21 protein-coding genes and 5 pseudogenes are annotated in these 23,705 nt (G+C 71.2%); 13 read left to right on the top strand and 13 right to left on the bottom strand.

What is annotated here, in order from left to right; all coding sequences use genetic code 11:
• Positions 1-198 precede the first annotated feature (198 nt).
• From BX286_RS37280 to BX286_RS01400, 5 genes and pseudogenes are all read left to right on the top strand, one after another.
• Positions 199-878: pseudogene (locus BX286_RS37280) on the top strand (erythromycin esterase family protein); the annotation flags it as partial.
• A gap of 333 nt (positions 879-1,211) precedes the next feature.
• Positions 1,212-1,895 carry a spermidine synthase gene (locus BX286_RS37275; protein WP_100863969.1) on the top strand — a complete coding sequence of 228 codons (684 nt, stop codon included), beginning with the start codon at positions 1,212-1,214 and terminating at the stop codon, positions 1,893-1,895.
• A 567-nt stretch (positions 1,896-2,462) separates the two neighbouring features.
• Positions 2,463-2,699 (top strand): hypothetical protein, encoded by a 237-nt coding sequence (locus tag BX286_RS01410; RefSeq protein WP_100862088.1) that lies wholly within the window; start codon positions 2,463-2,465, stop codon positions 2,697-2,699.
• A 256-nt stretch (positions 2,700-2,955) separates the two neighbouring features.
• Positions 2,956-3,960: a BtrH N-terminal domain-containing protein gene (locus BX286_RS01405; protein ID WP_121014357.1), complete on the top strand. Its 1,005-nt coding sequence runs from the start codon at positions 2,956-2,958 to the stop codon at positions 3,958-3,960.
• Between the two features lie 188 nt (positions 3,961-4,148).
• A complete protein-coding gene (locus tag BX286_RS01400; RefSeq protein ID WP_121014356.1) occupies positions 4,149-6,080 on the top strand; it encodes a hypothetical protein in 1,932 nt (643 codons plus the stop codon).
• A 16-nt stretch (positions 6,081-6,096) separates the two neighbouring features.
• On the opposite strand, the gene BX286_RS01395 is transcribed toward BX286_RS01400, so the two are convergent.
• From BX286_RS01395 to BX286_RS01380, 4 genes and pseudogenes are all read right to left on the bottom strand, one after another.
• Positions 6,097-7,746, bottom strand: a complete 1,650-nt coding sequence (locus BX286_RS01395; protein ID WP_121014355.1) for a cytosine permease — start codon at positions 7,744-7,746, stop codon at positions 6,097-6,099.
• Between the two features lie 66 nt (positions 7,747-7,812).
• Positions 7,813-8,232: pseudogene (locus BX286_RS01390) on the bottom strand (LLM class flavin-dependent oxidoreductase); the annotation flags it as partial.
• Between the two features lie 297 nt (positions 8,233-8,529).
• A pseudogene (locus BX286_RS01385) lies at positions 8,530-8,742 on the bottom strand (PA14 domain-containing protein); the annotation flags it as partial.
• Positions 8,743-9,588: 846 nt separating this feature from the next.
• Complete coding sequence (locus BX286_RS01380) at positions 9,589-9,993, bottom strand: PPOX class F420-dependent oxidoreductase (RefSeq protein WP_079431313.1); 405 nt, start codon at positions 9,991-9,993, stop codon at positions 9,589-9,591.
• A 157-nt stretch (positions 9,994-10,150) separates the two neighbouring features.
• Between BX286_RS01380 and BX286_RS01375 the strand changes: the two genes are divergently transcribed.
• Positions 10,151-10,543 (top strand): hypothetical protein, encoded by a 393-nt coding sequence (locus BX286_RS01375; protein ID WP_121014354.1) that lies wholly within the window; start codon positions 10,151-10,153, stop codon positions 10,541-10,543.
• 166 nt (positions 10,544-10,709) lie between these two features.
• Here BX286_RS01375 and BX286_RS01370 read toward each other — a convergent pair whose 3' ends face one another.
• The 6 genes from BX286_RS01370 to BX286_RS01340 all read right to left on the bottom strand — a co-directional run bounded on the left by BX286_RS01370 (position 10,710) and on the right by BX286_RS01340 (position 15,926).
• The gene (locus BX286_RS01370) at positions 10,710-10,973 is read right to left on the bottom strand and encodes a hypothetical protein (protein ID WP_079431315.1); all 264 of its coding nucleotides are present in this window, start codon (positions 10,971-10,973) and stop codon (positions 10,710-10,712) included.
• 27 nt (positions 10,974-11,000) lie between these two features.
• Positions 11,001-11,549 (bottom strand): hypothetical protein, encoded by a 549-nt coding sequence (locus tag BX286_RS01365; protein ID WP_079431316.1) that lies wholly within the window; start codon positions 11,547-11,549, stop codon positions 11,001-11,003.
• Between the two features lie 649 nt (positions 11,550-12,198).
• A complete protein-coding gene (locus BX286_RS01355; RefSeq protein ID WP_121014352.1) occupies positions 12,199-12,843 on the bottom strand; it encodes a LysE family translocator in 645 nt (214 codons plus the stop codon).
• A 501-nt stretch (positions 12,844-13,344) separates the two neighbouring features.
• Entirely contained in the window at positions 13,345-13,584 is a 240-nt protein-coding gene (locus BX286_RS01350; protein ID WP_079431319.1) for a hypothetical protein, read from the bottom strand.
• Positions 13,585-14,082: 498 nt separating this feature from the next.
• The gene (locus tag BX286_RS01345) at positions 14,083-14,751 is read right to left on the bottom strand and encodes a response regulator transcription factor (RefSeq protein ID WP_079431320.1); all 669 of its coding nucleotides are present in this window, start codon (positions 14,749-14,751) and stop codon (positions 14,083-14,085) included.
• Positions 14,748-15,926 carry a sensor histidine kinase gene (locus BX286_RS01340; RefSeq protein WP_222842048.1) on the bottom strand — a complete coding sequence of 393 codons (1,179 nt, stop codon included), beginning with the start codon at positions 15,924-15,926 and terminating at the stop codon, positions 14,748-14,750. Before BX286_RS01340 ends, BX286_RS01345 begins: the two co-directional genes overlap by 4 nt.
• A gap of 228 nt (positions 15,927-16,154) precedes the next feature.
• On the opposite strand from BX286_RS01340, the gene BX286_RS01335 reads away from it, so the two are divergent.
• From BX286_RS01335 to BX286_RS01320, 4 genes and pseudogenes are all read left to right on the top strand, one after another.
• Positions 16,155-17,075, top strand: a complete 921-nt coding sequence (locus BX286_RS01335) for an ABC transporter ATP-binding protein (protein WP_185117135.1) — start codon at positions 16,155-16,157, stop codon at positions 17,073-17,075.
• An 85-nt stretch (positions 17,076-17,160) separates the two neighbouring features.
• Positions 17,161-18,140, top strand: a pseudogene (locus BX286_RS01330) (IS5 family transposase).
• A gap of 7 nt (positions 18,141-18,147) precedes the next feature.
• Positions 18,148-18,990, top strand: a complete 843-nt coding sequence (locus BX286_RS01325; protein ID WP_121014350.1) for an ABC transporter permease — start codon at positions 18,148-18,150, stop codon at positions 18,988-18,990.
• A gap of 675 nt (positions 18,991-19,665) precedes the next feature.
• Complete coding sequence (locus BX286_RS01320; protein WP_261993293.1) at positions 19,666-20,022, top strand: hypothetical protein; 357 nt, start codon at positions 19,666-19,668, stop codon at positions 20,020-20,022.
• A 116-nt stretch (positions 20,023-20,138) separates the two neighbouring features.
• On the opposite strand, the gene BX286_RS01315 is transcribed toward BX286_RS01320, so the two are convergent.
• Entirely contained in the window at positions 20,139-20,984 is an 846-nt protein-coding gene (locus tag BX286_RS01315) for a class I SAM-dependent methyltransferase (RefSeq protein ID WP_121014348.1), read from the bottom strand.
• 141 nt (positions 20,985-21,125) lie between these two features.
• Between BX286_RS01315 and BX286_RS01310 the strand changes: the two genes are divergently transcribed.
• Both BX286_RS01310 and BX286_RS01305 read left to right on the top strand, forming a co-directional pair.
• A complete protein-coding gene (locus BX286_RS01310) occupies positions 21,126-21,746 on the top strand; it encodes a TetR/AcrR family transcriptional regulator (protein ID WP_121014347.1) in 621 nt (206 codons plus the stop codon).
• 30 nt (positions 21,747-21,776) lie between these two features.
• Positions 21,777-22,415: pseudogene (locus BX286_RS01305) on the top strand (IS5 family transposase).
• A gap of 101 nt (positions 22,416-22,516) precedes the next feature.
• Here BX286_RS01305 and BX286_RS01300 read toward each other — a convergent pair.
• Complete coding sequence (locus BX286_RS01300; RefSeq protein ID WP_261993292.1) at positions 22,517-22,867, bottom strand: helix-turn-helix transcriptional regulator; 351 nt, start codon at positions 22,865-22,867, stop codon at positions 22,517-22,519.
• An 83-nt stretch (positions 22,868-22,950) separates the two neighbouring features.
• Here BX286_RS01300 and BX286_RS01295 point away from each other — a divergent pair, with 83 nt between their 5' ends.
• On the top strand, positions 22,951-23,328 hold the full coding sequence (locus BX286_RS01295; RefSeq protein WP_260337978.1) for a hypothetical protein: 378 nt from the start codon (positions 22,951-22,953) through the stop codon (positions 23,326-23,328).
• A gap of 94 nt (positions 23,329-23,422) precedes the next feature.
• On the opposite strand, the gene BX286_RS35985 is transcribed toward BX286_RS01295, so the two are convergent.
• Positions 23,423-23,671, bottom strand: coding sequence for a hypothetical protein (locus BX286_RS35985; RefSeq protein WP_148710242.1), 249 nt, complete (start codon positions 23,669-23,671; stop codon positions 23,423-23,425).
• Positions 23,672-23,705 lie beyond the last annotated feature (34 nt).

The following is a 23,705-nucleotide window of genomic DNA, read 5'->3' as shown; positions in this document are numbered from 1 at the left end:
CATCGGGCTCCCGCTGGCCGCACACCCCAAGGGATAGCCTCGGCGGACATCCCGGCGACAGAGGGGGACGCCGTGTCCGACGGAGTGACAGCCTGGCTGGCCGCAGCGCCCTACCGTTGGCCTGCCTGACGGCGGCGCGTCCACCGACGACCTGCGACCGCTGAAGCAGGTGCTCAACGGCCTAAACGGATCGTGGGGATGGGGGAGGCCACCCACGGAACGCGCGAGTTCTTCCAGCTCAAGCACCGCCTGCTGGAGTTCCTCGTCACCGAGTTGGGGTTCTCGGTACTGGCCATGGAGGCCAGCGCATCGGCGGGCGAAGCCGTCGACGCCTGGGTCCGCCGGGGCACCGGGGACGGCGCCGAGGTCCTTGCGGGGCTGGGATTTTGGACCTGGCGGACCCACGAGGTGCTGGCGGTCCTCGATGGATGCGGGCCTACAACCGGGGACGGCCGGAGGACGAGCAGGTGGGTTTCGTCGGCATCGACCCCCAAGCATGCGGTGCTTCCCCCACCGCGCTCGACGCCTTCCTGCGCGGGGCGGCACCGGACCGGGTGGCCGGCATGCACGAAGCGCTCGGGGTACTGGCCAGGGCGTATCCCGGATCGCGCCCCGACCCACAACGCCGCTTGGCCCACGAGGCCGAGGAACTGCTGGAGTTCCTGCGTGAACTGGCTCCCGACGCGGCCGACGTGCTGCGCCACGCACGGACCCTGGCGCAGGCCCCCGACCTCGTGACGCGCGAGCGACGCCACACCGACCCGGGGCAGACCGTCTTCGCCGCCCGTGACCGGCACATGGCCGACAACCTCGGACGGGTCCTGGAGTACCCGTCCGCCAAAGTTGCCCTGTGGGCACACAACGGCCACATCACCAGGAGCCGCCACGACGGCACCGTGCCGGCGCTGGGGCAGCACTTGCCCGAACGCTACCGCGACACGCCTACTACGCGCTCGGCCTGCTGTTCGGTGCCGGTTCCCTCCGCGCACAGCCTCTCTGGCCCGGCCCCTGGACGCGCGGCCCGTCCGCCGCCGTCGCCACCCACCGGGTCGGTCCACGACAACCCTGGAGCTGATGGCCTACCAGACCCGCAGAATGACCGGCTCACGGGTGGAATCAGGGCAGCCATTGCCGGAACGCAGGAACCTCCTGGCCCACGACTTCGTTGGGACAGCCGAATGATCACCGGTTCACATGAAGGGACGCGCACGATGACATTCCACACTGCCCATGTGGAAGCCCCGTCGACGCTGGACCGCCGCACCGGACCACACGGTGAGGTGGTTCTGCGCCGTCGCGATGAGACGTACGAAATCATCGTGAACGGCTGTTTCCTGATGGACACCTCTGACGGGCGCTCCGAGCGGCTCCTCGTCGATGCCGCCCTCGGACAGACGACAGCCGCCGCCCCCACGGTCCTGATCGGCGGACTCGGTGTCGGATTCTCCCTCGCGCACGCCAGCGGGCAGCCCCGTTGGTCGCGGATCGTCGTCGTCGAACGCGAAGACGCCATCATCGGCTGGCACCGCACCGGCCCATTGAGTGCGATCACCGCCGACGCCCTGTCCGACCCGCGGGTGAGCATCCTGCACACCGACCTCAACGACCACCTGCGCACTACGGCCGAGCAGTACGACGCCCTCTGCCTCGACATCGACAACGGCCCCGACTGGACCGTCACCGACGACAACGACAGCCTCTACTCCCCGAGTGGTCTCGCCGCTTGCCGCGCCCGTCTCACCCCGGGTGGAATCCTGGCGATCTGGTCCGCCCAGCCGTCTCCCGCATTCGAGAGGGCCCTCCGCCAGGCGGGCTTCGAGGACGTGCACACCAAGGAGGTACCCGTCGCCCGTGGGGTCCCCGACGTGGTTCACCTCGCCCGGAACCCGTCCTGACACCACAACCTCCCGCAGGAGCGGTACCGGGCGCCCACACACCAGGCCGCCGCCAACTCCGCCCACCGCCAGAGGCCGGGCCCTGCCGCCGGGCCTGACGGCGCCGGGAGCCGATCGACAGCCGCGTCCCCGGGGCGCCGGCGGAGAGGTGGCCAGTGCCGGCCAGCGCACAGAGCGCCGCCCCATGGCCCACCTCCCGCAGCGCGCCCAGCAGCGCCCGCGTCGACTCGGCCGGCCATGCCGACAGTTCCTCCCGTTGCTGCGGAGCGGCCACGGAGGCGCGCAGGGCAACAGGCTCGGGCGGGGGCTCGGCGGCGGGCCCCGAACCGACGACGGCCGCCCGGAACCGGTCGCCGCCGCCCAGGTGCCGGGCGGGATCAGCCGCAGCAGTACGCAACACGCAACACGCATCCAAGCAGCGGGGGAGCGGACACCGGAACGAGCCGCGCCGGCCCGGAGGCCGGCTGTACTCCACCGGTTCCCCACCCGTTCCCCGTCGTTCCTGGACCGTTCCTCGGGAGTCTTGTCGCGCACCTGACAGCACCGGCTCCACGAGAGGGGAACACCATGCGCGCACGCCGTGCACTGACAGGCCTCACCTTGGGAAGTGCGCTCGTCCTGGGAGGTGCGACCGCGACGGCCCAGGCGGCCGTGCCGGCGCAGCCGGCGGGGACCGCGGTCGGCTCCGTGAACGTCTACCCGAGCCCCGAGGCCTGTGTGGCCGCGGGCAAGGCCACGGGCAAGCGCTTCAGCTGCACGTACTGGGACTTCGCCTTCGGCTGGGGCCTGCAGATCTACGGCTAGAGCCGGCCGGGCTCTAGGCTGAGGCGGTCCGGACCGGGACCGGCGACGGACCCGGCCCCGGCCGCCTCGGCGCACCGGCCCCGGGCACCGCCCACGACCACGGCCGGCGGGACGCCGTCGGCCGACACGGCGCACGCACGGCCAGCCGGCCACGGCGTCCGGCCGGTCCGCCAGAGCGCCGTCGACGGCGTGTGGTGTGGTCGGCGATGCGCTTCCGCCCGGCCTGAGCTGCCCTTACGCAGGTTAGGGTGGAGTCATGACCACGCTCGCTTACGAAGACTTCGGCACCGGACGCCACCGGGAGGCCTCGCTGATCCGGCACGCCCTGGGCAGCGTCCACGACGAGGAGCTCGTGGCGGGCCTGGCCGGCGGCGTCGGCTTCATGTACTTCGTCTTCGAGTACGAGGGCCGGCTGCCCCTCCTCACGATCGTCGCCCAGGCCCACCCCGAGCCCTGGGTGCAGGTCGCCCTCGGCCGCCTGGGGGTGCCGTACGAGGCCACCCGGGCCATGAACCCCCGCTGGGGCCGGGTCAGGGCCGCACTCGACGCCGGACAGCCCGCCTTCTGCGTGGTCGACCGTTCCGCCCTGCCCTGGCACGGCCCCGACCCGGACGCCGAGCTGACCGGCACCGACGCGTACACCGTCGTCATCGCCGGCTACGACGGAGACGACCTGCTGGTCGAGGACGGGGCCGAGACCCCGTACCGGATCGACCGCGAGGAGTTCGGCGCCGCCTGGACCGCGCACCGCAAGGGCCGCCACCAGCTGATCGTGCCCACCGGGCCGCCCGAGGAGGAGCCGGACGTGACGGGGGCGATCGGCTCCACGGTCAGGCACCTCACCGGTCCGGTCCTGGGCAACGCGTTCGACGTGAACTTCGGTTTCAGCGGCATGGAGAGGCTCGCCGCCCAGCTGCGCGACGGCAGCACCGCCGCCGGCTGGGAGCATCGGTTCGGCAGCGCGCCGGAAGCCTTCCGCGCGGTCACCGGGCGGCTGTACTCCTGCCTGGAGGAGGAGTGGACCGCCCCCGGCGCGACGCGGCCGCTGTACGCCGACTTCCTCGATCTCGTCGGCCGCACGGAGGCCGCCGCCCTGTTCCGGGAGTCCGCCGGGCAGTGGTCGGAGCTGGCCGCACTCGCCCGCGACACCGCCCCGGACGCGGGTCCGGGCGAACGCCGGTCCTTCTTCGACGCGTGCGCGCAGCACGTGGACCGCAGCCTGGACTTGGAGCGGCAGGCCGTCCGGTCCCTGACGGACTGACGTGACGGCGATCCGGACGAACTCCCGCCCGGCGCCGACCGCCTGCCCGCCCGTACGCGTCCCCGGCCCGGCAGCCGGGTCCCGGCACCTGTCCGCGAAGTCCCGGGGTTCCGGGGTACCGCGGCCCGCGGGGACCGGCCGCGGCCGAGGGAGTTGAACCGCCGCAGGCCGGAGGGGATCATCACCGCGTGCACCGACGCCCGGAATTCCACGAACTGCTCTCGTCCGCCGGACTCACGGTCGTGGAGGACGTGCGCCCGGCCGGCGGCCTCTTGCCGCCCGAGGCCGGCTGGCGCATCGCGCGGGGGATCGCGGCGCCCGACGGCGCGGTCCGGGAAACCCTCGACCTCGCGAGGTGGAGCCGCCTCGCGGATGCCGACGGCGAGTTCCTGGTGGCCGTCCTCGGACATCGGATCGGCGGCAACGACGCGTGGTGGACCCGGGTCCGCCACACCGGCGGCGGCATACCGGGGCTGACCGGCGACCCCGGGTTCGTCGCGCTGTCCCTCGACGGGCAGGTGCTCGTCGCCCGGGTGCCCGGCGCGGACGGGCCCCGCGTGACGGCCCTCGACCGACTGCCGGACCGGCTGGAGGAGGCGGCCGCGGCCGCCGGGCGCGAGACGGAGGCCGAGCGCGCCGAAGTATGGGCAGCGGTCCCCGGCCGCCCTGCGTGGCCCCTGCACTGGGCCGAGTGGATCGGGTCCAACCCCGCCGCACCGGACGAGCTGCTGATCCGGCTGCTGGACGTGGCGGAGGGCTTCCTGCACGGATGCGACCGTCCCGCCGTCCTCGAAGCCGCCGTCGCCCACCCCGACCCGCGGGTGCGAGCGGCACCCGCCGACACCTTCCGGCCCAAGCTCACGTCTGACCAGTGGGTCCGCCTGGTACGCGGCGAGCCGTCGCCCCGGCGGCGCGCGCTGTGGGCCGAATGCGCCGGCGTCTGGGGCGCCGAACTCCCCGAGGACCTGTACGACGACCTCCTCGCCGGCCCGTCCCGGGCCGCGGCCGCCGCACTCCCCGGGCTCCCCGCCCACCGCCTCCCGGACCTCGCGGCCGACGCCGATCCCCGCGTGCGGGCGGCTGTCTGCGCCCGGTGGGAGGAGCTCGGCGCACCGCTGCGGGAGCGGCTGCTGGCCGACGCCGACGAAGCGGTGCGCACGCCCGCGCTGCTCGCCCACCACACCGCCGCCCCCATGTCCCGCGAGGTCTTCGCCGCGCTGCCCGAGACGCGGCCCGCACTCGAAAAGTGCCGCCTCGCCCCCGGCCTGGAGGCGGAACTGGTCCGTGACGGGGACGCGGAGACCCGCCGGGCGCTGGCCGCCAACCCGGGGCTCAGTGCCCACGGCGTCGCCGCCCTGGCACAAGACCCGGACGAGGAGGTCCGCTCGGCGGTGGCACTGCGGCCCGACCTCGACGAGCAGCAGCGTGCCGCGGTGCGCCACGCGTTCGACCCGGCGTCGATGTCGCACCCGCTGCCCTGGGTCCAGCACCTGCACGGGGACGCCGACGCGATGCGCCGACTCGCCGTGTCGTCCCATCCGCTCATCCGCCGGAGCGTGGCCCGGGCCCGGCGTCTTCCACCGGACGTCGTGGAGCGTCTGGCGCGGGACGAGGACCGGACGGTCCGGCTGTTCCTGGCCGAATCGTGCGAGGACGCGCCGGCCGGCATGCTGCTGGAGGTCTGGCGCTGGTGGGACGGCAGTTTCAGCCACCCCGACCGCCCCCGCAGCCACCCCAACTTCCCCCGTACGGGGCTGCTGCGATACGCCGCCGACCCCGACGGGCGGATGCGCCGCCTGGCCCTGGACGATCCGCAGTCCACACCCGCCGACGTCGCACGTCTCGCCCGCGACCCGGAATCCGAGGTGCGCCGCCGCGCGGCCGAGGACCCCCGGCTGTCACCGGCCGACGCGGTACGGCTGCTGAACGACCCGGCGGCCCACGTCCGCGAGAGCGCGATGCGCAGTCCCCGGCTGCCGGCCCGCGTCCTGGCCGGGCTGCTGCACGACCGCGACGCGGCGGGCACGGCGGTCACCAATCCGGCGATCCCGGTCCCCGTCCTGCACCGCCTCCTCGCCGCGGCCGCGGCAGCCGTGGACGCCGTGGCCCCCCGGCGCTGAACCCGGTGGGCCCGGCTCACCCGACGGCCGGCAGGACGTGCTCGCCGGCCTTGTCGGTGCTCAGGCACAGGGAGCAGACGACCGCGTCGTGGGTGATGCAGGCCGCGAGGTCGGGCCGCTCGTAAGGCTGGTGGCAGACGTGGCAGTCGAAGACGGCCGCGCTCGGGTTGCCGTCGCCGTCCAGCAGGGGCTCGCCGATGCCGTCGTCGGCGCGGCGCAGGTAGTAGCGGCCCTTGGTGACCACGGCCGTCAGCGGGGTGAGGACGAAGGCGATGACGGCCGCGGCCACGGGCGAGTACGGCTGGAGGCCGTCGCCGAAGAGGTGGAAGTACACGGCGATCGACAGCCCGGAAGCGGCGGTGAAGGACACGACGCCGACCGGGTTCACCGCATGGAGCATGCCCCGGCGGAACTCCGGCCGGAGCGGGGACAGTCCCAGCACGTGTTTGTTGATGCCGATGTCGGTGGCCACGGTGACCACCCAGGCGATCGCGCAGTTCGAGTAGAAGCCGAGCAGGCCGTTCAGGAAGGTGAACATGTCGGCTTCCATCAGGACCAGTGCGAAGGCGAGGTTGACCAGGACGAAGACCATGCGGCCGGGATAGCGCCCGGTGACGCGGGTGAAGGAGTTCGTCCAGGCCAGCGAGCCGGAGTACGCGTTCGTCACGTTGATCTTGATCTGGCTGATCACCACCAGGACCACGGCCAGCGGGATGACGGCCCAAGGCGGCATCATCGCGTCGAACGCGCCCCGGAACTGCCTGATGGGCTCGGGCGCGGCGGCCGGTCCGGCCTCGGCGATGACGTAGACGGCGAGGAAGACGCCGATGGCCTGCTTGAGCGCGCCGAGCACCACCCACCCGGGGCCGGCCACGAGCACGGCGGTCCACCAGGCTCGCTTGTTCGCCTCCGTCCTCGGCGGCATGAAGCGCAGGTAGTCGATCTGCTCGCCGATCTGCGCGATCAGTGACAGGCACACACCCGCTCCGAGCATCACGGAGGCGGTGTCGACGGCGCCGTCGCCGTCCGTGCCGGCGTAGGCCAGGAAGCGGTCCACCGTGCCGGGGTCGTGGGCCACCAGGTAGACCAGCGGACCGACCATCAGCAGCAGCCAGACCGGGGTGGTCCACACCTGGAGCCTGCTGAGCGCCTTCATGCCGTAGACCACCAGCGGGATCACCATCAGCGTGGAGACCGCGTAGCCCAGCCAGAGCGGCAGCCCGAGGCCCAGTTCGAGGCCCTGGGCCATGATCGAGCCTTCGAGGGCGAAGAAGATGAAGGTGAAGCTGGCGAAGATGGCACTGGTGAGGACCGAGCCGTAGTAACCGAAGCCGGAGCCGCGGGTGATGAGGTCCAGGTCGATGTTGTAGCGGGCGCCGTAGTAGGCCAGGGGGAAGCCCGTGACGAAGATGACCACCGCAGCGAGGGCGATGGCCAGCAGGGCGTTGCCGGTGCCGTGGGCCAGGCCGATGCCGGCGCCGATGGAGAAGTCGGCCATGTACGCGATGCCGCCGAGGGCCGTGGTGGCCACGACCAAGGGGCTCCAGCGGCGGTAACTGCGGGGCGCGAAACGCAGGGTGTAGTCCTCCAGGGTCTCCCTGACCGCCTGGCCGGCAGCTCCCTGCGCCGTGTCCGGCACGTCCTGTCGCGATTCGGTGGTGCTCATGCCGACGCCTCCCGCTGACCCGTTCGTAGCCGCGCTCCCACGGCCGGTCACGCTAGGAAGCGGTTGTTACGCCCTGCGCGCCCCGCGGTGAACACCGTGTTGCCACCGGCGCGCCCATTCCTGGGCCAGCAGGCGGTACGACCGCACCCGGTCCGCGTGTCCGTGCGTGACGGTGGTGATCAGCAGCTCGTCCGCCCCGGTGGCCTCCTGGAGCCGTTCGAGATGGTCGGCGACCGTCCGGGGCGAGCCGGCGAACCGGGTCCAGCCGGTCGGCTACCAGGGCGTGGTCGGCCGGCGACCAGCCGGCGGTCAGCGCGCGCGGGCCTCGGCGGGGGCGGGGTAGGGGATGGCTCCCTCGGCGGCGCAGATGCTGTGCACCCAGGGCGCGGACCCGGTGGCGAGCTCGCGGGCCGTCGCGTCGTCCTGCGCCACCACCACGTCGGCGGACACCGTCACGTACGGCCGGTCCAGCTCCGCCGACGGCTTGACACCGTCCTCACCCACCGGCGGCGTGTAGCCGCCCCTGGAGGCCTTGGCCCAGGTGTGCTTGCCGCCGGCGGCATCGGTGAGCACCGCCGAGCCGTCCAGCATCTCGGCGTGGCTGTAGCCGCTGGACTGCGCCGACAGCGTCCATCCGGCGGGCAGCGACTGCGAGTCAGCGGACATCAGCCATTGCGTCGGCACGATCCGCGGTTCGAGATTGTGGCCGCGCTGGTCATCGGTACCGGTGCTGCTCTTGGCCCACAGCACCATGCGGGGACTCTGGTCGCAGTGGTGGTACAGCTCGACGCGGACCGGTACCGACTGGCCGGCCTTCAACGCGACATCGCCGTCCTGGTGCGGGCCGGGCAGCAGGAAGTCGTCGCCGGGGTCGGAGGGGTTCGGGTCGTCGTAGACCAGCTTGTCGCCGAGCCAGATCTTCGCGCCGTCGGTGTGCGCGCCCGCGAAGCGGAAGTCCCCGGTGACCGGGGCCTTGACCTGGCCCTCCCAGCGCACCACGAACCAGCTCTTGAAGGGCGGGCGGCAGCGGGTTGTCCCGCCACGGCAGGTTCTCCGGGTTGCCGGTCCACGCGATGCCCCAGTCCAGGTTGACCTGCGACTCGCCGCGCACCATCACGGGCGTCGCGTCCGGGCTACCCGCATGGCGCGAGTCGTTGAAGTACGAGGCGCGCACACCGTGCGGTGCGCCCTGGCGGGAGTTGTAGGCGAGGCTCCCCCCGGCCGACCCGCCGACCAGATCGCCGTGGCGGTGGCGGCCTTACGGTTCCTTCTGCCGCACGGTGGAAGGTGACGGCGGTGCGGCGGGCTGGACCGCCCCGGACGGTTTCGGCCTCGCGCCGACCCCTTACCACGGCGGAGTCGTGCTGTTCAAGGAGCAGGACGGCAGCATCGACGCCTTCGCCTCCGGGGCGTACGGCGCCGGCTCGATGGAACTGCGCCATCAGCAGAACGCGGGCGCGGGCTGGGGCCCGAGAGAGTCCATGGGCCAGGTACCGGACGCCGGGGTGGGCCTGAGCCAGCCGAGCACCGTGGAACAACTGCCGGATGGCAGGCTGCACGTGGCGGCGCGCGAGTGGAACAGGGACCGCGTGTGGGAGATCGGGCAATCGGCACCGGGCGGCAACTGGGGCCCGTGGCAACTGGCGCCCCCGTCCGCCGCACCGCCCCCACGGACCGCCACCACCCCCTCGCAGCCCGAGCCGGCCCGGCTGTTGGCCGCCCCGGCCCATCACACGCTGAACAAGCTGTCCGTCCGCAAGCGTCCCCCGCGCCCGCGGAGGTTGGCCGCGCGATCACGGGCGGAGGGCCCTCCGTTCCACCGAGGGTCCCTCCGCCCGAGTCTCAGAACTGCCCGACGATCTTCCGCGGGGTGATCCGGACGACCACGCGCGGTGCGTCGTCGACCGAGCTCGGGTTGAACTCGCGGTACTTCTTGCCGGTGTACTTGACCGAGAGCTCGTCGATGAGCTCCTGGCCGCCCTCGGTGGTGAGCTGGGCGGTGCCGCGGATCTCGGCGTACGTGTAGGGGGCGTCGAAGGGCTGGAGCAGTACGGTGACGCGCGGGTCCTGGCGCATGTTCTTCTCCTTGCGCCGGCCCACGGTGGTCGAGATCAGCACGTCGTTGCCGTCGCGCTTCACCCAGACCGGGGACACCTGGGGGCTGCCGTCGGGCTGGATGGTGGCGATGTTCACGAAGACGGGGCTGTCGAGCAGTTCCATGAGCCTGTCGCTGAGCTGAGCAGACACGAGGGGTCCCTCCGGACGGGGTGCGGATGTTGCCTCCCTTATTAGCTCAGCCCGACATCCTTTTCACGGCACCCGATAGGCCATCGGAGTGGTGGCCGCACCGGCTTCCCCACCCCCTGCTATCGTCAATCAGACGAAAACAACGGGGGGCGGGAACATGACCGAAACGACGAACACAGCGGACGCCGAACTCGCCACACGGGCTGCCGAACTGGTGACCCACTGGGTGTCGGCGGACACACCCCTGACTGAGGGCCAGAGATGGCAACTGGTCGGCCTCCAGCACCCGGGCTCTGGGCACGTGGAGATGTGGGTGTGGGACGACGTCCTGGGGTGGGAGCGCGCACTGGCCACCGCCCTGGCCGCCGACGACGGCACCGCGAAGAGCCGTGAACGCACCGCGAGCGCCAGGGCCACGGCCGTGGCGGCCATGCGGGACATGCTCCTGCGCGGCATCCCCGCAGGGGAGACGGCGAACCAGATCTGGCGCGGGGGCGAAGGCCCCGACCCCCGCGAGGAACTGCGCCGCCTCGTCGCCGCCCACGGATAGGCCCCCCGCAAACCCGGTCATCACCCGACCGGCCGCATGACACCTCCGTTACCGCAGCCCACTTGTCGGGAATCTCTGCGCCGCCCGCAACCAGCCCCGGCCGCCCGCCCGACCCGCACACCACAAGGCCGGCACGAAGCCCCGACGCATCGGCGGATCGTCAAGCTCAGCCTGAGAGGCGGAAACCACCGATCTGGTACTCCAGCCCCTCACGGAACTCCAGGTGCGGGATGGCACTTCGCATGGCCGAGTACAACGCGGGCGGAACCTCGTAGACCGCGGTCGCAAGAAAGTCGTCGTCGCCGTAGGGGAACAGGTCCCTGATACTTAGGATCTCGACTCGGGTCAGTGCAGTGACATGGGCGGCCTGCTCGTCACTCTCCCAGCCGATGAGCTCCCACCCAAGGGTTTCGGTGTCGATATCGTTCACGTGCCTACGGTATGCGCGAACCGCCCCTTAATCCCAGCGGGTCGGATCGTAGACGGCCCGGGTCCACTGGGCCTCGAATTCCTCTTGGTCGATCACGAACGGCACCCACGCAGGGTCGTAGCGGTCCACCCACGGCGGGTTGAAGGGCCAGTCCTCCGGAGTGCTCCGGTAGGCCATTCCGTCCTCGGTCAGCTCGACCTGGCGGATGCGACGACCATCGGGCCCGACTTCCATCAGGTAGATCATCGGATCGTCGTCCTCGTCCCACTGGCGGCTCAGATACAGCAGGTCCCGGCCGACCAAGGCGCCGAAGCCCGGCATGCCGCGCTGGGCGGCCCGTTCGGCTCGGGCCTCGGCCAGGCCGGGCGGTGTCGTCGGGCCGTCGACGTCGGCCTCGTCAAGACCCCAGGCCTCGGCCTCCACGCGGGTGGCCTCGGTGTGCACGACCTCCACGTCGGCGAAGGTCTCCAGCACCTCCTGCTCGGACCGGGCGTGCACCCACCACCAGGTGCCGCCCATGCCGTAGTCCTGCAGGACCAGAAAACGTGTCTTCGATGCAGCGTCAGAACGAGCCATCCGCATACCCTAAGGCGTGGCCAAGGATTGATCTTGTGGCGGGTCGAGGTGAATTGACGGACGCGGCGTGGGTGCGGATAGCGCCCCCTGTTGCCACAGTCGGACGGGCCGCTCGCAGACGCGTCAGCCCGCCTCGGCCGATCCCGAAGCGGGCTGACCACAAAGGCGACCTCGCCGGTATCGCACTGAGCTGACCGAAACGCAGCCCGCTTCGAATCCGAGCCCACTGGGCGTCTGTCACCACGAAGGCATCTTCGCACCCCTGCGTGCCTCCGGAGCAACTGCACTCCGGCGGCGGGGTCCCACGGCGCTGCCGGCACTTCGCGTCAACGTTCCCCGACAGGCAGACGCCGGCTGCTGCTGAGACTCGGCGAGCAGCTGGTCGCGGACCGCGTCGGGAATGCCCGGAGGCAGCAGGATCTCCTTGACGGCGACGTCCCGGTCGAGAAGATCGTCCTGGCCGCGCCATACCAGCCACACGCGCCACATGCCCCCTGCCCGATGCGCTCGAATAGCCGGTAGCGGCATCACCCTGACGAGGGTCCGTACGAATGGGCCGGGCAGGTTCCGTGAGGCGGACAGGGGTGCACGTCTCGCCGGGTGCCGACCGGCCGCCCCTCCTCGTCCGCCACGTACGGCGCGGGATGGCTCAGGCGGGGCCGGGAGTGCGGGACAGCGCCGTGTGCAGCGCGAAGGCACCGAGCAGGCCGCCCGCCGTGAAGCGCTGGGCGGTCATGGCGCGGGGCCGGGCGGCCAGAAACCCTGACACGCGTGCTGCGGCCAGCATGATCAGGGCGTTCACGGATATCCCCACGACGATCTGGACACCCCCGAGCTGAAGCAGCTGCCCCCCGGCCGGACCCGCCTGCGGGTCCAGGAACTGGGGCAGCAGGGCGGCGTACATGAGAGCGATCTTGGGGTTGAGCAGGTTGGTCAGCAGCCCCGTCGCGAAGAGACGGGCGTCGGAGAGCGGCGGGAGGTCGTGGGCGGGGGCGAAGGGGGAGCGGCCGCCGGGCTTGAGCATGCCCCAGGCCAGGTAGGCCAGATAGGCGGCCCCGGCCAGCTTGACCACCGTGAAGGCCACCGGCACGGCGGCGAACAGCGCGGACAGGCCCGCGGCCGCGGCCAGCAGGTAGCACACGAATCCCACGGCGGTCCCACCCAGGCTGACCAGACCCGCCCTGCGGCCTTGAGTGATCGCACGCGAGGCGAGGTGAATCATGTTCGGTCCCGGAGTCAGTGCCATGCCCAGTTCCACCAGGGCCACTCCTCCGACTGCGGTCAGAGCGATCACCGGTCATCCTCCAGGTCGTTCGCCGGTACCCCGCATCGAACGGGGCCACGGGGCTACGGCAACGGCGGGTACGACGCCGCGCCCCACCCGGCTCGCCCGCCGCAGCCTACGACCCCGCCGACCGGCATCTCCACGCGCCCCCCGCCCCGGCCGGAGGACGGAGCCCGTCTCCCTCGTCGGCGCTCAGGGAGGCCATCGGGTGTGGAGAACCGTGCCGATGGCGGTCCGGGTGGCCGACCGGGCGGGCACGAGAACGCCGAGGGCGGCCACGCATGTACTCCGGGAAGCCGACGACCCCGACCTGGTTTACGACGAGCCGCTGGGCCGCGATCCCGAGCGGGGTGCCGATCAGCACACCGACGGCGCCGATTCCGGCGCCCCGGGCCGCCGTCAGGCCCGGTCTGTCCCAGGGCCACCCGGCTGGTGAACGGATCCAGAACCCCCTGCCCGCGGCCGGTGCGATGGGTTCCAGGTCGGTCACGCCGGGGCTGCGAAGGGGGGCTATCGGCCGGTGTGGTCGATGACGTTGCCGTTGGAGCAGTTGTTGGCGTGGTTGCCGACCCAATCGCCCAGCGTGGGTACGACGGCCACTTCCTGGAGGCATACGGCGGCGGCCGTGAAGTTCCAGTTGTTCGCGGCATTGATGCCGCCACCGAAGTTGGAGTCGTTGTCGGCGTGGGCGGGCGCCGCCATGGCGGCCGCGGCGAGCGCGAGGGCCGTGACGGTGATGATCTTCTTCATGCCGGGTGCAACGAGGAAGTCGGCACCAGGACACCCGTACTACGACGGAAGGGTGGCTCGTCCGGGCCCATGAGCACCCACCGGGGTGGGCGGCCCAGGTCGGCGGGGCAGGTGATGACGCGCAGGTCCCGGGTCCCGGCCGAAGCGGAGCAGCCGCAGCTTGCACAGCCGCCCGCGTGTCGTCCCAGGCGTCGATGCGAGCGATCAGAGAGGCGGGCAGCGTGTCGTCCTCCGCCCAGGGGCAGGTGTCCGTCTCTTCGGGAATCAGGCCACACGGCTAGGGGAGTTCGGAGTTCGCCTTCCCCTCGCACCATCCGTACGTCGGGCGGAGTGGACAGGAAGCGCTCTGCGCGCTCGATGCCGACGGCCGCCGCCACCGCAGGTGGTACCGGCGCCCCAGAGGGTTCCGCCGCCGGGCCACGGCCCGGCGAGAGGCCGTCCACCCGCAGCCCGGGCGCTGCAGATCTCGTCCGGTACCTGCCTCTCGGCCCTCTCCGCTCAGCCGGACGGCGTGACCAGCCCCGTCTCATAGGCGGTGATCACGAGCTGAACCCGGTCCCGGGCACCCAGTTTGGTGAGCAGGCGGGACACGTGGGACTTGGCGGTGGCCACCGTGATGAAGAGGTCCTCCGCGATCTCGGTGTTCGACCGGCCGCGCCCGACCAGGGTCAGCACTTCCCGTTCCCGCTCGGTAATGCCCTCGATCCGCCGTGGGGATCGGGCCGGGGCGGCTGCGGGGCGCCCGGCGAACTCCGCGATCAGACGGCGCGTGACCCCCGGGGCGATCAGCGCGTCGCCGGCGGCGACCACGCGGATCGCCGCGAGGATGTCGTCGAGCGCCATGTCCTTGACCATGAAGCCGCTCGCTCCGGCCCGGAGCGCGCCGTAGACGTGGTCGTCCTCGTCGAAGGTGGTCAGGACGAGCACGCGGGCGGTCGCCGGACCCGCGGTGATCAGCCGGGTGGCTTCGATCCCGTCCATGCCGGGCATCCGGATGTCCATCACCACGACGTCGGGGCACAGGTCCCCGACCAGCTGGACCGCCTCGGCGCCCGTGGCGGCCTCACCGACGACCTCCAGGTCGGGGTGGTCGGCCATGATCACGCGCAGGCCGGACCGCACCAGCGGCTGGTCGTCGGCCAGCAGGACACGGAGGGGAGCGGTCATCCTCGGGCCTCCACCGGAGCTGCGGCGGTGCCGGGCAGCGGCAGCCGCGCCGCCACCCGGAAGCCGCCCTCGGGACGGGGCCCGGCGCTGAGGCGTCCGTTCAGCAGGGCGACCCGCTCGCGCATGCCCACGATGCCGAACCCGTGGGCCGGGCCGTCCTCGCCGGCGACGCCCCGCCCGCCATCGACGATTTCCACGGATAGTTCCCCGTCCCCGTAATCGATGTGCACCCTGCAGTGACCGGTGCCCGCGTGGCGGACCACATTGGTCACCGCCTCCTGGACGATACGGTAGGCCGACAGTTCGATATCGGCCGGCAGCGGGCGCTGTTGCCCGTCGCGGCGCACGTCCACGCGTACGCCGGCGTCCGCCGTCGCCGCCGCCAGCCGTTCGAGGTCCACCAGACCGGGCGACGGCGTGAGCGGTACCCGCCCCGAAGACTCCGGGTCCGGGTCGGCCTGGCGGAGCGCGACCAGCGTGCGTCGAAGGCCCGACAGGGTCTCCCGGCTGGTGGCTTCGATGGCGCGCAGAGCCTCGCGGGCCTCTTCGGGCTGCGTTCGGATGACCCGGCTCCCGACCCCGGCCTGGATGGCGATGATGCCGATGCTGTGCGCGACCATATCGTGCAACTCCCTCGCGATCCTCAGTCGTTCGGCGACCACGGCTTCCGTCACCTCCTGCGCGCGCAGCTCCACCGCGTGCTCGCGCCGCTCCCGGCTCAGGAGACCGGCCGTGCAGGCCGCCGCCATCGCCAGGACGGCGAGCACGAGGTAGACGGTCATGGTGTCGCCGTGCGCGAAGCCGCCGACGAGCAGCATTTGGACGACGAGGGTCGCGCCCACGGCGACGGCCGAAACCCGCCGTGCACGAGTCGCGACCATGAAGCCGAGGACGAGGTCCACCGCCAGATACGGCAGGAACTGGCCCTGGGACGAAGCCGACAGATCCACCTGGGCGGAGCGCGGGGGACACGCGAGCACCGCGGTGGAACCGAGGAGCGTCAGGGCCAGCGCCACGACCGGACTCCGTCGCAGGACGCCCACGAGCAGGCCCGCCGCGAGCAGCGCCCCGATGCCGTGGACCGTGCCAGAGGCCCGCGGCCCGCCCCCTATGAGCAGACCCACCGCGACCGCATAGAGGACGCCCCCCGCCCAGGCCACGGCCTTCGTTCGCATCATCGGCCGTGTGCCGTCTCGAGCCGGCGTGCCCGCGTCAGGGGAAGGGCGTGCCGTGCGACGTACGCGGGCAACGGAATGGTCGTCATGTCGTTCATTCCGCGAGGCTATCCAGCCGCCTGCCCCGCGTCGTCGTCCCCCGGGCGTACGCCCACGGGCCTACCCGGCCGCACGGTTGCCGCCCACGGCCCCATGACCGGACGCGCCCCTCCAGGCAGCGTTGTCCCCGTGATCGAAGTACATGAACTCACCAAGCGCTACGGCGGCAAGACCGCCGTCGACCAGTTGTCCTTCACCGTGCGGCCGGGCCGGGTCACCGGCTTCCTCGGCCCCAACGGAGCCGGCAAGTCCACCACCCTGCGGATGATCCTCGGCCTGGAGTCGCCCACCGGCGGCGCCGCCACCGTCAGCGGAGTCCCCTTCAACAGCCACCGTCGCGGCCTGCGGCACGTCGGAGCCCTCCTCGACGCAGGCCAGGTCCACGGCGGCCGCACTGCCACCGCGCACCTGTCCGCGCTGGCCCGCAGCAACGGGATCTCCCCGCGCCGGGTGGACGTGCTTCTGCACGACGTGGGCCTGGCCGAGGCGGCGAACCGCCGCATCGGCGGGTTCTCGCTGGGCATGAAGCAACGGCTCGGGGTCGCCACCGCCCTGCTCGGCGACCCGCCGGTGCTGATGTTCGACGAACCGGTCAACGGCATGGACCCCGAAGGCGTGCTCTGGATGCGCCGCCTCTTCCAGCGCCTCGCGGCCGAGGGACGCACGGTCTTCCTCTCCAGCCACCTCATGTCGGAGATGGAGAACACCGCCGACCACCTCGTCGTCATCGGCCGGGGCCGGCTGATCGCGGCCGAGTCGGTACGGGACTTCGCGGCCCGCAGCACCGGCGTCGGCGTGGTGGTGGGCACGCGGCAGGCAGCCGAGCTGACGGCGGTGCTGACCACCGCCGGCGCATCGGTCGAGCCGGAGGGATCGGCGGGCGCCGAAAGGCTCACCGTGACCGGACTGCCGGCGGACCGGATCGCCGCGCTCGCCTTCACGAACGGAATCCTGCTGAACGAGCTGACCACCCGAACCGCCTCGCTGGAGGAGGCCTTCATGGAACTCACCGCCGACAGCGTCGAATACCAGGCAGGACAGCCCCGATGACCACACCCCTAGGGCCTGTGTGATGTCGTGATCAGTTGCTGGGTTCTGCCCTCTTCGTGGAGCGGAACCCGGTAGGACTGTGGCCGTGACGCGTAGGCAACTGACCGATGCCCAGTGGAAGTTCATCGAGCCGTACCTGCCGATCGGCAGGTACGGACCGTACCCCGAGCGACTGCGGGAACAGTTCGAAGGGGTGATCTGGCGGTTCCGGTCCAGTGCCCAGTGGCGGGAGATGCCCGCTGAGTTCGGGCCCTGGGCCACCGTCTACGGGCGCTTCCGCGTCTGGCGGGACGCCGGCGTCTTCTCCGCCCTGCTGGAAGGCCTGATCGCCGCAGCGGCCCGCACCGGGAGAACGGACTTGTCGCTGGTCAGCGTGGACTCCACCACGGTCCGCGCCCACCACGACGCCGCCGGGATGCGTATCGGCGAGGACCTCATGGAGGCCCTGGAAGAGGCTGCGCGCGAGCAGGAGGAGGCCCGGAAAAAAGGGGCGGACCGGAGGAACAGAACGGACAGGCCGAGCGCCGGCGCGTCCGGCTCAGACGCAAGCTCCGCATGAAGGAAGCCCTGCTCGGCAGGTCCCGCGGTGGACTGACGACCAAGATTCATCTCGCCGCGGACCGGCAATGCCGTCCGCTCGCGTTCGTCCTGACCGTCGGACAGGCCGCCGACAGCCCTCAGTTCATCCCTGTGCTGGGCAAGGTGCGGGTCCGGCTGCCCGTCGGCCGCCCCCGCACCAGACCCGGCGCGGTCGCCGCGGACAAGGCCTACTCATCCCGCGGCAACCGCACCTACCTGCGCAAACGCAACATCAAGGCAGTCATCCCGGAGAAGAAGGACCAGGCCGCCAACCGGAAGAAGAAGGGCGCAAGGGGCGGCCGGCCCGTCAGCCACGACGCCGGCCTCTACAAAGAGCGGAACACCGTCGAACGCCTGATCAACAAGCTGAAGGCCTGGCGAGGCATCGCCACCCGCTACGACAAGGCGCCCCAGAGCTACCTCGCCGGCCTCCACCTCCGCGCCACAATGATCTGGATCGACGACCTCCTGAAGACCGCCGACTGATCACAACATCACACAGGCCCTAGCCCCCCTCACCCCCCTCGCGACCCCTCCGGCCACGTCCCCCGACGAGCCGCCCGCCCGCTTCCTCGACCTGATCGCCTCCGAGTGGATCAAGACACGGTCCCTGCGCTCCACTCCGTGGGCCCTCGCGCTCATCACCCTGTTCGTCATCGGGTCCGCCGCCGTGGCCACCCTGGCGGACAAGGCCGCGGGCTCCGAACCCGCTGATTTCCTGGCCTACGACGCCTACCCGGCGACCGGTTACATGACGCTGACGCTCGTCGCCGGCAGCATGGGTGCCCTCACCGTCGTGAACGAGTACGGCAGCGGCCTGATCCGCACCACCACCGTGGCCGTCCCCGACCGTGGAGCGGTGGTACTGGCCAAGGCGGTCGTCACCGCCGCGCTGTGGACCACGGTGGGCACGGCCGCCTCCCTCGGATCCTTCCTGGTCTCCCAGGCCGTCCTTCAGGGGCACGATGCCGGAGTCGCCCTCACCCACCCCGATGTGCTCCGGCCGCTGCTGGCCTCCGCGCTGCTGGCTCCGGTGTGCGCCCTGGTCGGCCTGGGCTTCGGCGTCCTGCTCCGGCACACCGCCGGGACCGTGCTCACCAGCGTCTTCACTCTGCTGATGCTGCCCACCATGTTCTCGGAGAGCAACCGCTGGTCGGCGGACGTCAGGCACGCGATGGTCTCGGCCGCCTGGACGCGTCTGGTGCGGATCGGGGAACCGGGTCCGGGATCCCTGGGCTACACCGCCACGCTCCCGGGCTCCTGGATCGTGTACGCCCTCTGGCCTCTGGCCACGCTCGCCCTCGCGGTGGCCGCCGTACGACACCGCGACGTCTGAACGTGCCCCCGAGCCCGCCGTAGCCGTACGAGTCCCGACTCCTCACGCCAACTGGGGGAGCCGCCCCACGGACGGGATGCACACACGCAGGTCAGCAGGGCCCTGCCCGGCTCTACGACCGCATGGCGCGCGAGCCGGAGCTCAGGGTGGTGCCGGCCGGGGAGCGGGGGAGCGCGATGACCCGGCCGTGTCCGGCCACCCCTTCTGGCGTGAGTGACCGCGGACCCCGCAGGCACGGGCGGCCCTGCGGCGGGCCGCAGCCGCCGCCGCGCCGGGCGCAGAAAAGGGTATCCGGGTGCGCTACACCGGCGGCCGGTTCGTCATCAACGACCCAAACAGCACCTGAGAGCCGGCCCCCTCCGGGCTGCGGGGCGCGGGGAGTCACTGGGGCCGCTGAATGCCCGTCAGGCCGAAAGGCTCCAACGCTCCTGAACCGGCCGGAACGGATCACGAGCGTTTCGGTCATTGGGGGGAGATGCTCTTGTCGACCACGGCCCTGGAAGCGTCGAAGCGCAGGCAATCGATGCCGCTGAACGCGGGCAGTGACCGGCGGAGCCACTCGGTGGGGCACGGTGAAGCAGGGATGATGCCTCCGCGGCGACCCACCTTGAGCTCTTCGCGGACTACTTCCAGATCCACGCCCCGGATGAGGGAGCCGAAGGAGATTTCAGCGGCGTGCGGACCGAACAGGCCGTCGTGGACGGGCTAGGCGTTTTTGAAGATGCCCTGGCCATCGACACCGCCGTCAACGACACCGTGGCGGTCAGTGTCCATGTCCTCGCAGATCAGCCACACGATGACTGCAACGACTTCGACCACGTCGTCGAGGCGAGCCTCCACGCGCTCTCGGGACGGTTCATCGTGATGGGCTGCACCGACTACCTCGACGACCCGGCACGATTCGAAGTGCCCGCAGGCTGGACCCGAACCCGGGTCTCTCGGCGGAACCTCGCCTCTGCCGTCCGCCGGCTCGAGTCAGACGAGGAGCCAGAGGCGACCGAGGAAGTCCGGTCGCACACCAAGTGCACCTAGGGCGTGTTGCGAAAGTGCTGGTCACAGCCACTCGTTGATGACTGTGACCAGCACGTTGGCCTCGAAACGAAGTGACCGGGCTGTTGCGGCTGGGCGAGCCAGTCGGCCGGGCCTGGCTACTTCGGGCGGTTGGCGGTGACCAGCCAGGCAGGGGTGCGCAGCCGCAGTGCACCGTTCTCCTCGTGGATGCCGAGGATGTCTGTGAGTGTGTGGCGGGCGCGGTCTTGGACCTGTTGTTCGACCTGGCTGGTCAGGTGGCGTCCGGGGCCGGAGTTCAGCAGGAAGGCGGCAGCGTCGGCGGCGTTCTGGCCCCACGTCCCGTACGCGTCCACGCGCACGACGTCGATGTGCTCGAATCCGGCGGCGGACAGTATCTCGCGGGTGCGGTCCGGGTCCGCCAGGGCGAACATTCCCGGGCTTCCCGGTGCGCCGAATTCTCCGACGGGCAGGATGTCGCGCAGTGCCGCGACGGCCTGAAGCCACTCGTTGTCCTCGGCCCCGGCCGCGCAGAGGAACGCCGTGCGGCCCCCGGGGCGCAAGGCGTGCCGGATGTTGGTGAAGGCGGCAACGGGGTCGGCGAAGAACATCACTCCGAAGCGGCTGATCGAGACGTCGAACACGCCTGGCTCAAAGGCGTGGGCCTGGGCGTCTCCTTGCTCGAAGGCCACGTTGGGGATGTTCTCGCGCTGCGCGGTCTCGCGTGCGCGCGCCAGCATCGGTGCCGACAGGTCCAGGCCCAGGACCTGGCCGTTTCGGGCCCGGCGTGCTGCCAGTCTGGTTGTGCACCCGGTTCCGCAGCCAATGTCCAGGACGCGGTCGCGCTCTTGGATCGCGGCGGCGGCGAGCAGGGGTTCGTTGAAGCCGGCGTTCACGGCGTCCCAGCGGTCCTGGTTTTGGGCCCAGTGGTTGCCCTCGTACCCGTTCCACGCTTGTGCCTGGTCGGTGTTGACGATGTGTTGCATGCGGGGCCTCCTGCTGGATGCGGTGCTTGCTGGAACTAGTATGGGCGTGCGCCCAAACAGTATGGGCGTGCGCCCATACTGGCAATCCCTTGTGCGCCGGAGTGAGCCGCAATGCCGTACGACCCGTACCAGGAGAGGCCTATGTCACCGCGTGGAGTAGCGATCCCCGACCTTCGCGAACGGCTCTTCGACGCCGCGGAACGGGTCCTGGCCCGAGAAGGCCCGGCCGCCCTGACCAGCAGAGCGATCACCGGCGAGGCGGCCTGCGCCAAGGGGCTGCTGCACGCGCATTTCGACGGCCTGGACGAGTTCGTCGCCGAGCTGGTCCTGGATCGGTTCGCGCGCACCGCGCGACAGGCCGGTGGGCTCCCTGCGCGAGCAGGTCAGACCACGGTGGCCGACAACCTCGTCACGGTCGCGCTCGCGCTCCTGAACTCTCTGGACCCCGCAGTCATCGGCCTGGCCATGACCCGCCCCGCCGCCTCCCTCCGGATTCGCCAGGCGCTGGAGGCCGGCGCGCCGGGCTTCACCGCGATCCAGGGCGCGATCGCTGCCTATCTGGACGCCGAACAGCGGCTCGGACGCCTCCCGGGCGGCACCGACACCCCCTCGATCGCGCTCGCCCTCGTCGGAACCGTCCACCACCTCCTGATGACCAGCTGGTCCGACGTGCCGGACCCCCGCGAACAGGCGGAGCGACTAGTCACCGTACTCGTCGGTGCCGGACCCAGCGGTGCCGCGGCCACTGAGGACCTGCCGTAGAAGTGGATCAAGATCTGCGGTGATCACTCCATGGGGCGGGGAGATCTGACGAATAGCCAGTGGGCCCGGCTTGCGCCGTTGCTGCCGAAGGGAAAGGAGCCGCGCCGCCCGCCTGTATGGACGAGGCGGCAGTTGATAGACGGCATACGGTGGCGGACCCGGACCGGCGCCCCGTGGCGTGATGTGCCGGACCGATATGGGCCGTGGGACCGGGCCTATGACTTGTCCCGGCGCTGGCAGCGGGACGGCACCTGGAAGTGCACCTTCACCCAGCTGCAGGCCCAGGCCGACGCGAAGGACCTGATCACTTGGGACATCAGCGTCGACTCGACCGTATGCCGGGCCCACCAGCACGCCGCCGGGGCGGTGGAAACGCTCGCGGGGAGGCCTGACCACCAAGCTCCACCTCTCGGTCGAGCAGGGACAGAAGCCCATGTCTATCGTGATCACCGCCGGGCAGCGCGTGACCAGATCCGCAACCGCAAGAAGCTCGGCTCCCGCGGAGGCCGCCCGCCGAAGTTCGACGAGGCCGACTACCGCGAGCGGCACGCTGTCGAGTTCGGAATCAATCGCCTCAAAAGGCGCCGAGCCGTGGCTACTCGTTACGACAAACTCGCCGTTCGCGACGAAGCCACCGTCCTCGTCGCAGCCATCAACGAGTGGCTGTGACCAGCGCTTTCACAACAGGCCCTAGGCAGCCGGCCTCTCACACGGATGTCTTCACCGTGACTGCCGCGAAGCCGCTCGTTCCTGCTCGTACAGAACGTTGCTCACCAGACCGCCGTCGCCCGGCGGGCGGTCTCAGCGCGCGGAGCAGGGGGACCCGCACGAACTTCGGCCAACACGGCGGCGAGGAGCCCTGGGAAGCGAGCGTCCAGATCGGCGCGACGCAGAGCCATCAGACGTGCCTTTCCGATCCGCCGTGTCCGGGTGACCCCGGCTTCGCGCAGGATTCGCCAATGATTGGACAGCGTCGATCTGGGCACGTCCACGCCATCCGGGCTGCACGCACTCTCACCGTCCTCGGCCATTCGGCGGACCAGTGCCAGCCGGACCGGATCGCCCAGGGCATGGAGCACCGCAGCCAGGTCCAAGTCCGCGTGGTAGTCAGGCTGTTCCACCGACCCTCCTCGTCTTCGCCCGTGTGACACCCGTAGTATGCAGACCGCTTCGATGTTTCGGGAAAATCGAAATGATCTAGGAGATGGCCGTGACGGTGCTTGCCACCCTTGCCCGTGTCTACGTCGACGACCTGGACGTGGCATTGCCGACCTTCGTCGAGCTGACCGGAGAGCAGCCACGACTGCGGTTCGCCTACCGTGGTCTGGACCTCGCGAGCATCGGCGGCTATCTGCTTCTGGCAGGCTCCGAGGAAGCCCTAGCCCCTTACCGCGGCACCCACGCCACCGCGCTCGTGGAGTCCATCGACCGGATTCTGAGCCTCACCGAGCAACACGGCGGAGAAATCCTCGACGGTCCCAACGAGGTGCCCACCGGCCGAAACCTGACCGTGCGGCACCCCGGAGGCGCGACCATCGAGTACGTGCAGTTCAACGCAGCCGCACGATCAGCCCTTGCATGAGCTGACCCAGTCGACCTCAACAGGCACGCGCGGTGGCGCCGTCAGACTGCGCATCGATCACCGCTGTCCCGAGAAGTGACGGAAGCCAAGTCGTTCACCGACTACGCCCTGACGGCCCCGTGGACGCCCGTTCCGAGGACGACGAGACGCCGACGCGCTGGGCGAACTGGCGGCAGGGGAGTTCGGGGCCCCACTGCTCCGGCTGACCGCGGCCCGGCCCGGCGGCGTTGGCGATGCCGGCGAAGGTGCGGGTGGTCGACCGGTTCCGCTCGGGCTCCTCGATCGGGTGCAGTAGTTCGGCGGCGGCAGCAGGCCGGGCCGGGTGCTTCAGCGCGCCCGGCACGCATGAGATGGCGCCTGTCGTCGCCGGCCCGGGA

The sequence above is a fragment of the Streptomyces sp. 3211.6 genome, assembly GCF_003634815.1.
Taxonomy (GTDB): Bacteria; Actinomycetota; Actinomycetes; order Streptomycetales; family Streptomycetaceae; genus Streptomyces; species Streptomyces katrae_A.
Note: the sequence above shows the minus strand (reverse complement) of the source record. Positions and strands in the feature narration are given on the sequence as shown.

What these genes read in the sequence shown, in the direction of transcription:
- BX286_RS01375 (WP_121014354.1), top strand. Translation starts at nt 10,151, where the DNA reads ATGACCGAAACGACGAACACAGCGGACGCCGAACTCGCCACACGGGCT.
- BX286_RS01365 (WP_079431316.1), bottom strand. Translation starts at nt 11,549, where the DNA reads ATGGCTCGTTCTGACGCTGCATCGAAGACACGTTTTCTGGTCCTGCAG.
- BX286_RS01350 (WP_079431319.1), bottom strand. Translation starts at nt 13,584, where the DNA reads ATGAAGAAGATCATCACCGTCACGGCCCTCGCGCTCGCCGCGGCCGCC.
- BX286_RS01315 (WP_121014348.1), bottom strand. Translation starts at nt 20,984, where the DNA reads ATGCAACACATCGTCAACACCGACCAGGCACAAGCGTGGAACGGGTAC.
- BX286_RS01405 (WP_121014357.1), top strand. Translation starts at nt 2,956, where the DNA reads ATGACCACGCTCGCTTACGAAGACTTCGGCACCGGACGCCACCGGGAG.
- BX286_RS01395 (WP_121014355.1), bottom strand. Translation starts at nt 7,746, where the DNA reads ATGAGCACCACCGAATCGCGACAGGACGTGCCGGACACGGCGCAGGGA.
- BX286_RS01310 (WP_121014347.1), top strand. Translation starts at nt 21,126, where the DNA reads ATGTCACCGCGTGGAGTAGCGATCCCCGACCTTCGCGAACGGCTCTTC.
- BX286_RS01295 (WP_260337978.1), top strand. Translation starts at nt 22,951, where the DNA reads ATGGCCGTGACGGTGCTTGCCACCCTTGCCCGTGTCTACGTCGACGAC.
- BX286_RS01410 (WP_100862088.1), top strand. Translation starts at nt 2,463, where the DNA reads ATGCGCGCACGCCGTGCACTGACAGGCCTCACCTTGGGAAGTGCGCTC.
- BX286_RS37275 (WP_100863969.1), top strand. Translation starts at nt 1,212, where the DNA reads ATGACATTCCACACTGCCCATGTGGAAGCCCCGTCGACGCTGGACCGC.
- BX286_RS01345 (WP_079431320.1), bottom strand. Translation starts at nt 14,751, where the DNA reads ATGACCGCTCCCCTCCGTGTCCTGCTGGCCGACGACCAGCCGCTGGTG.
- BX286_RS01340 (WP_222842048.1), bottom strand. Translation starts at nt 15,926, where the DNA reads ATGCGAACGAAGGCCGTGGCCTGGGCGGGGGGCGTCCTCTATGCGGTC.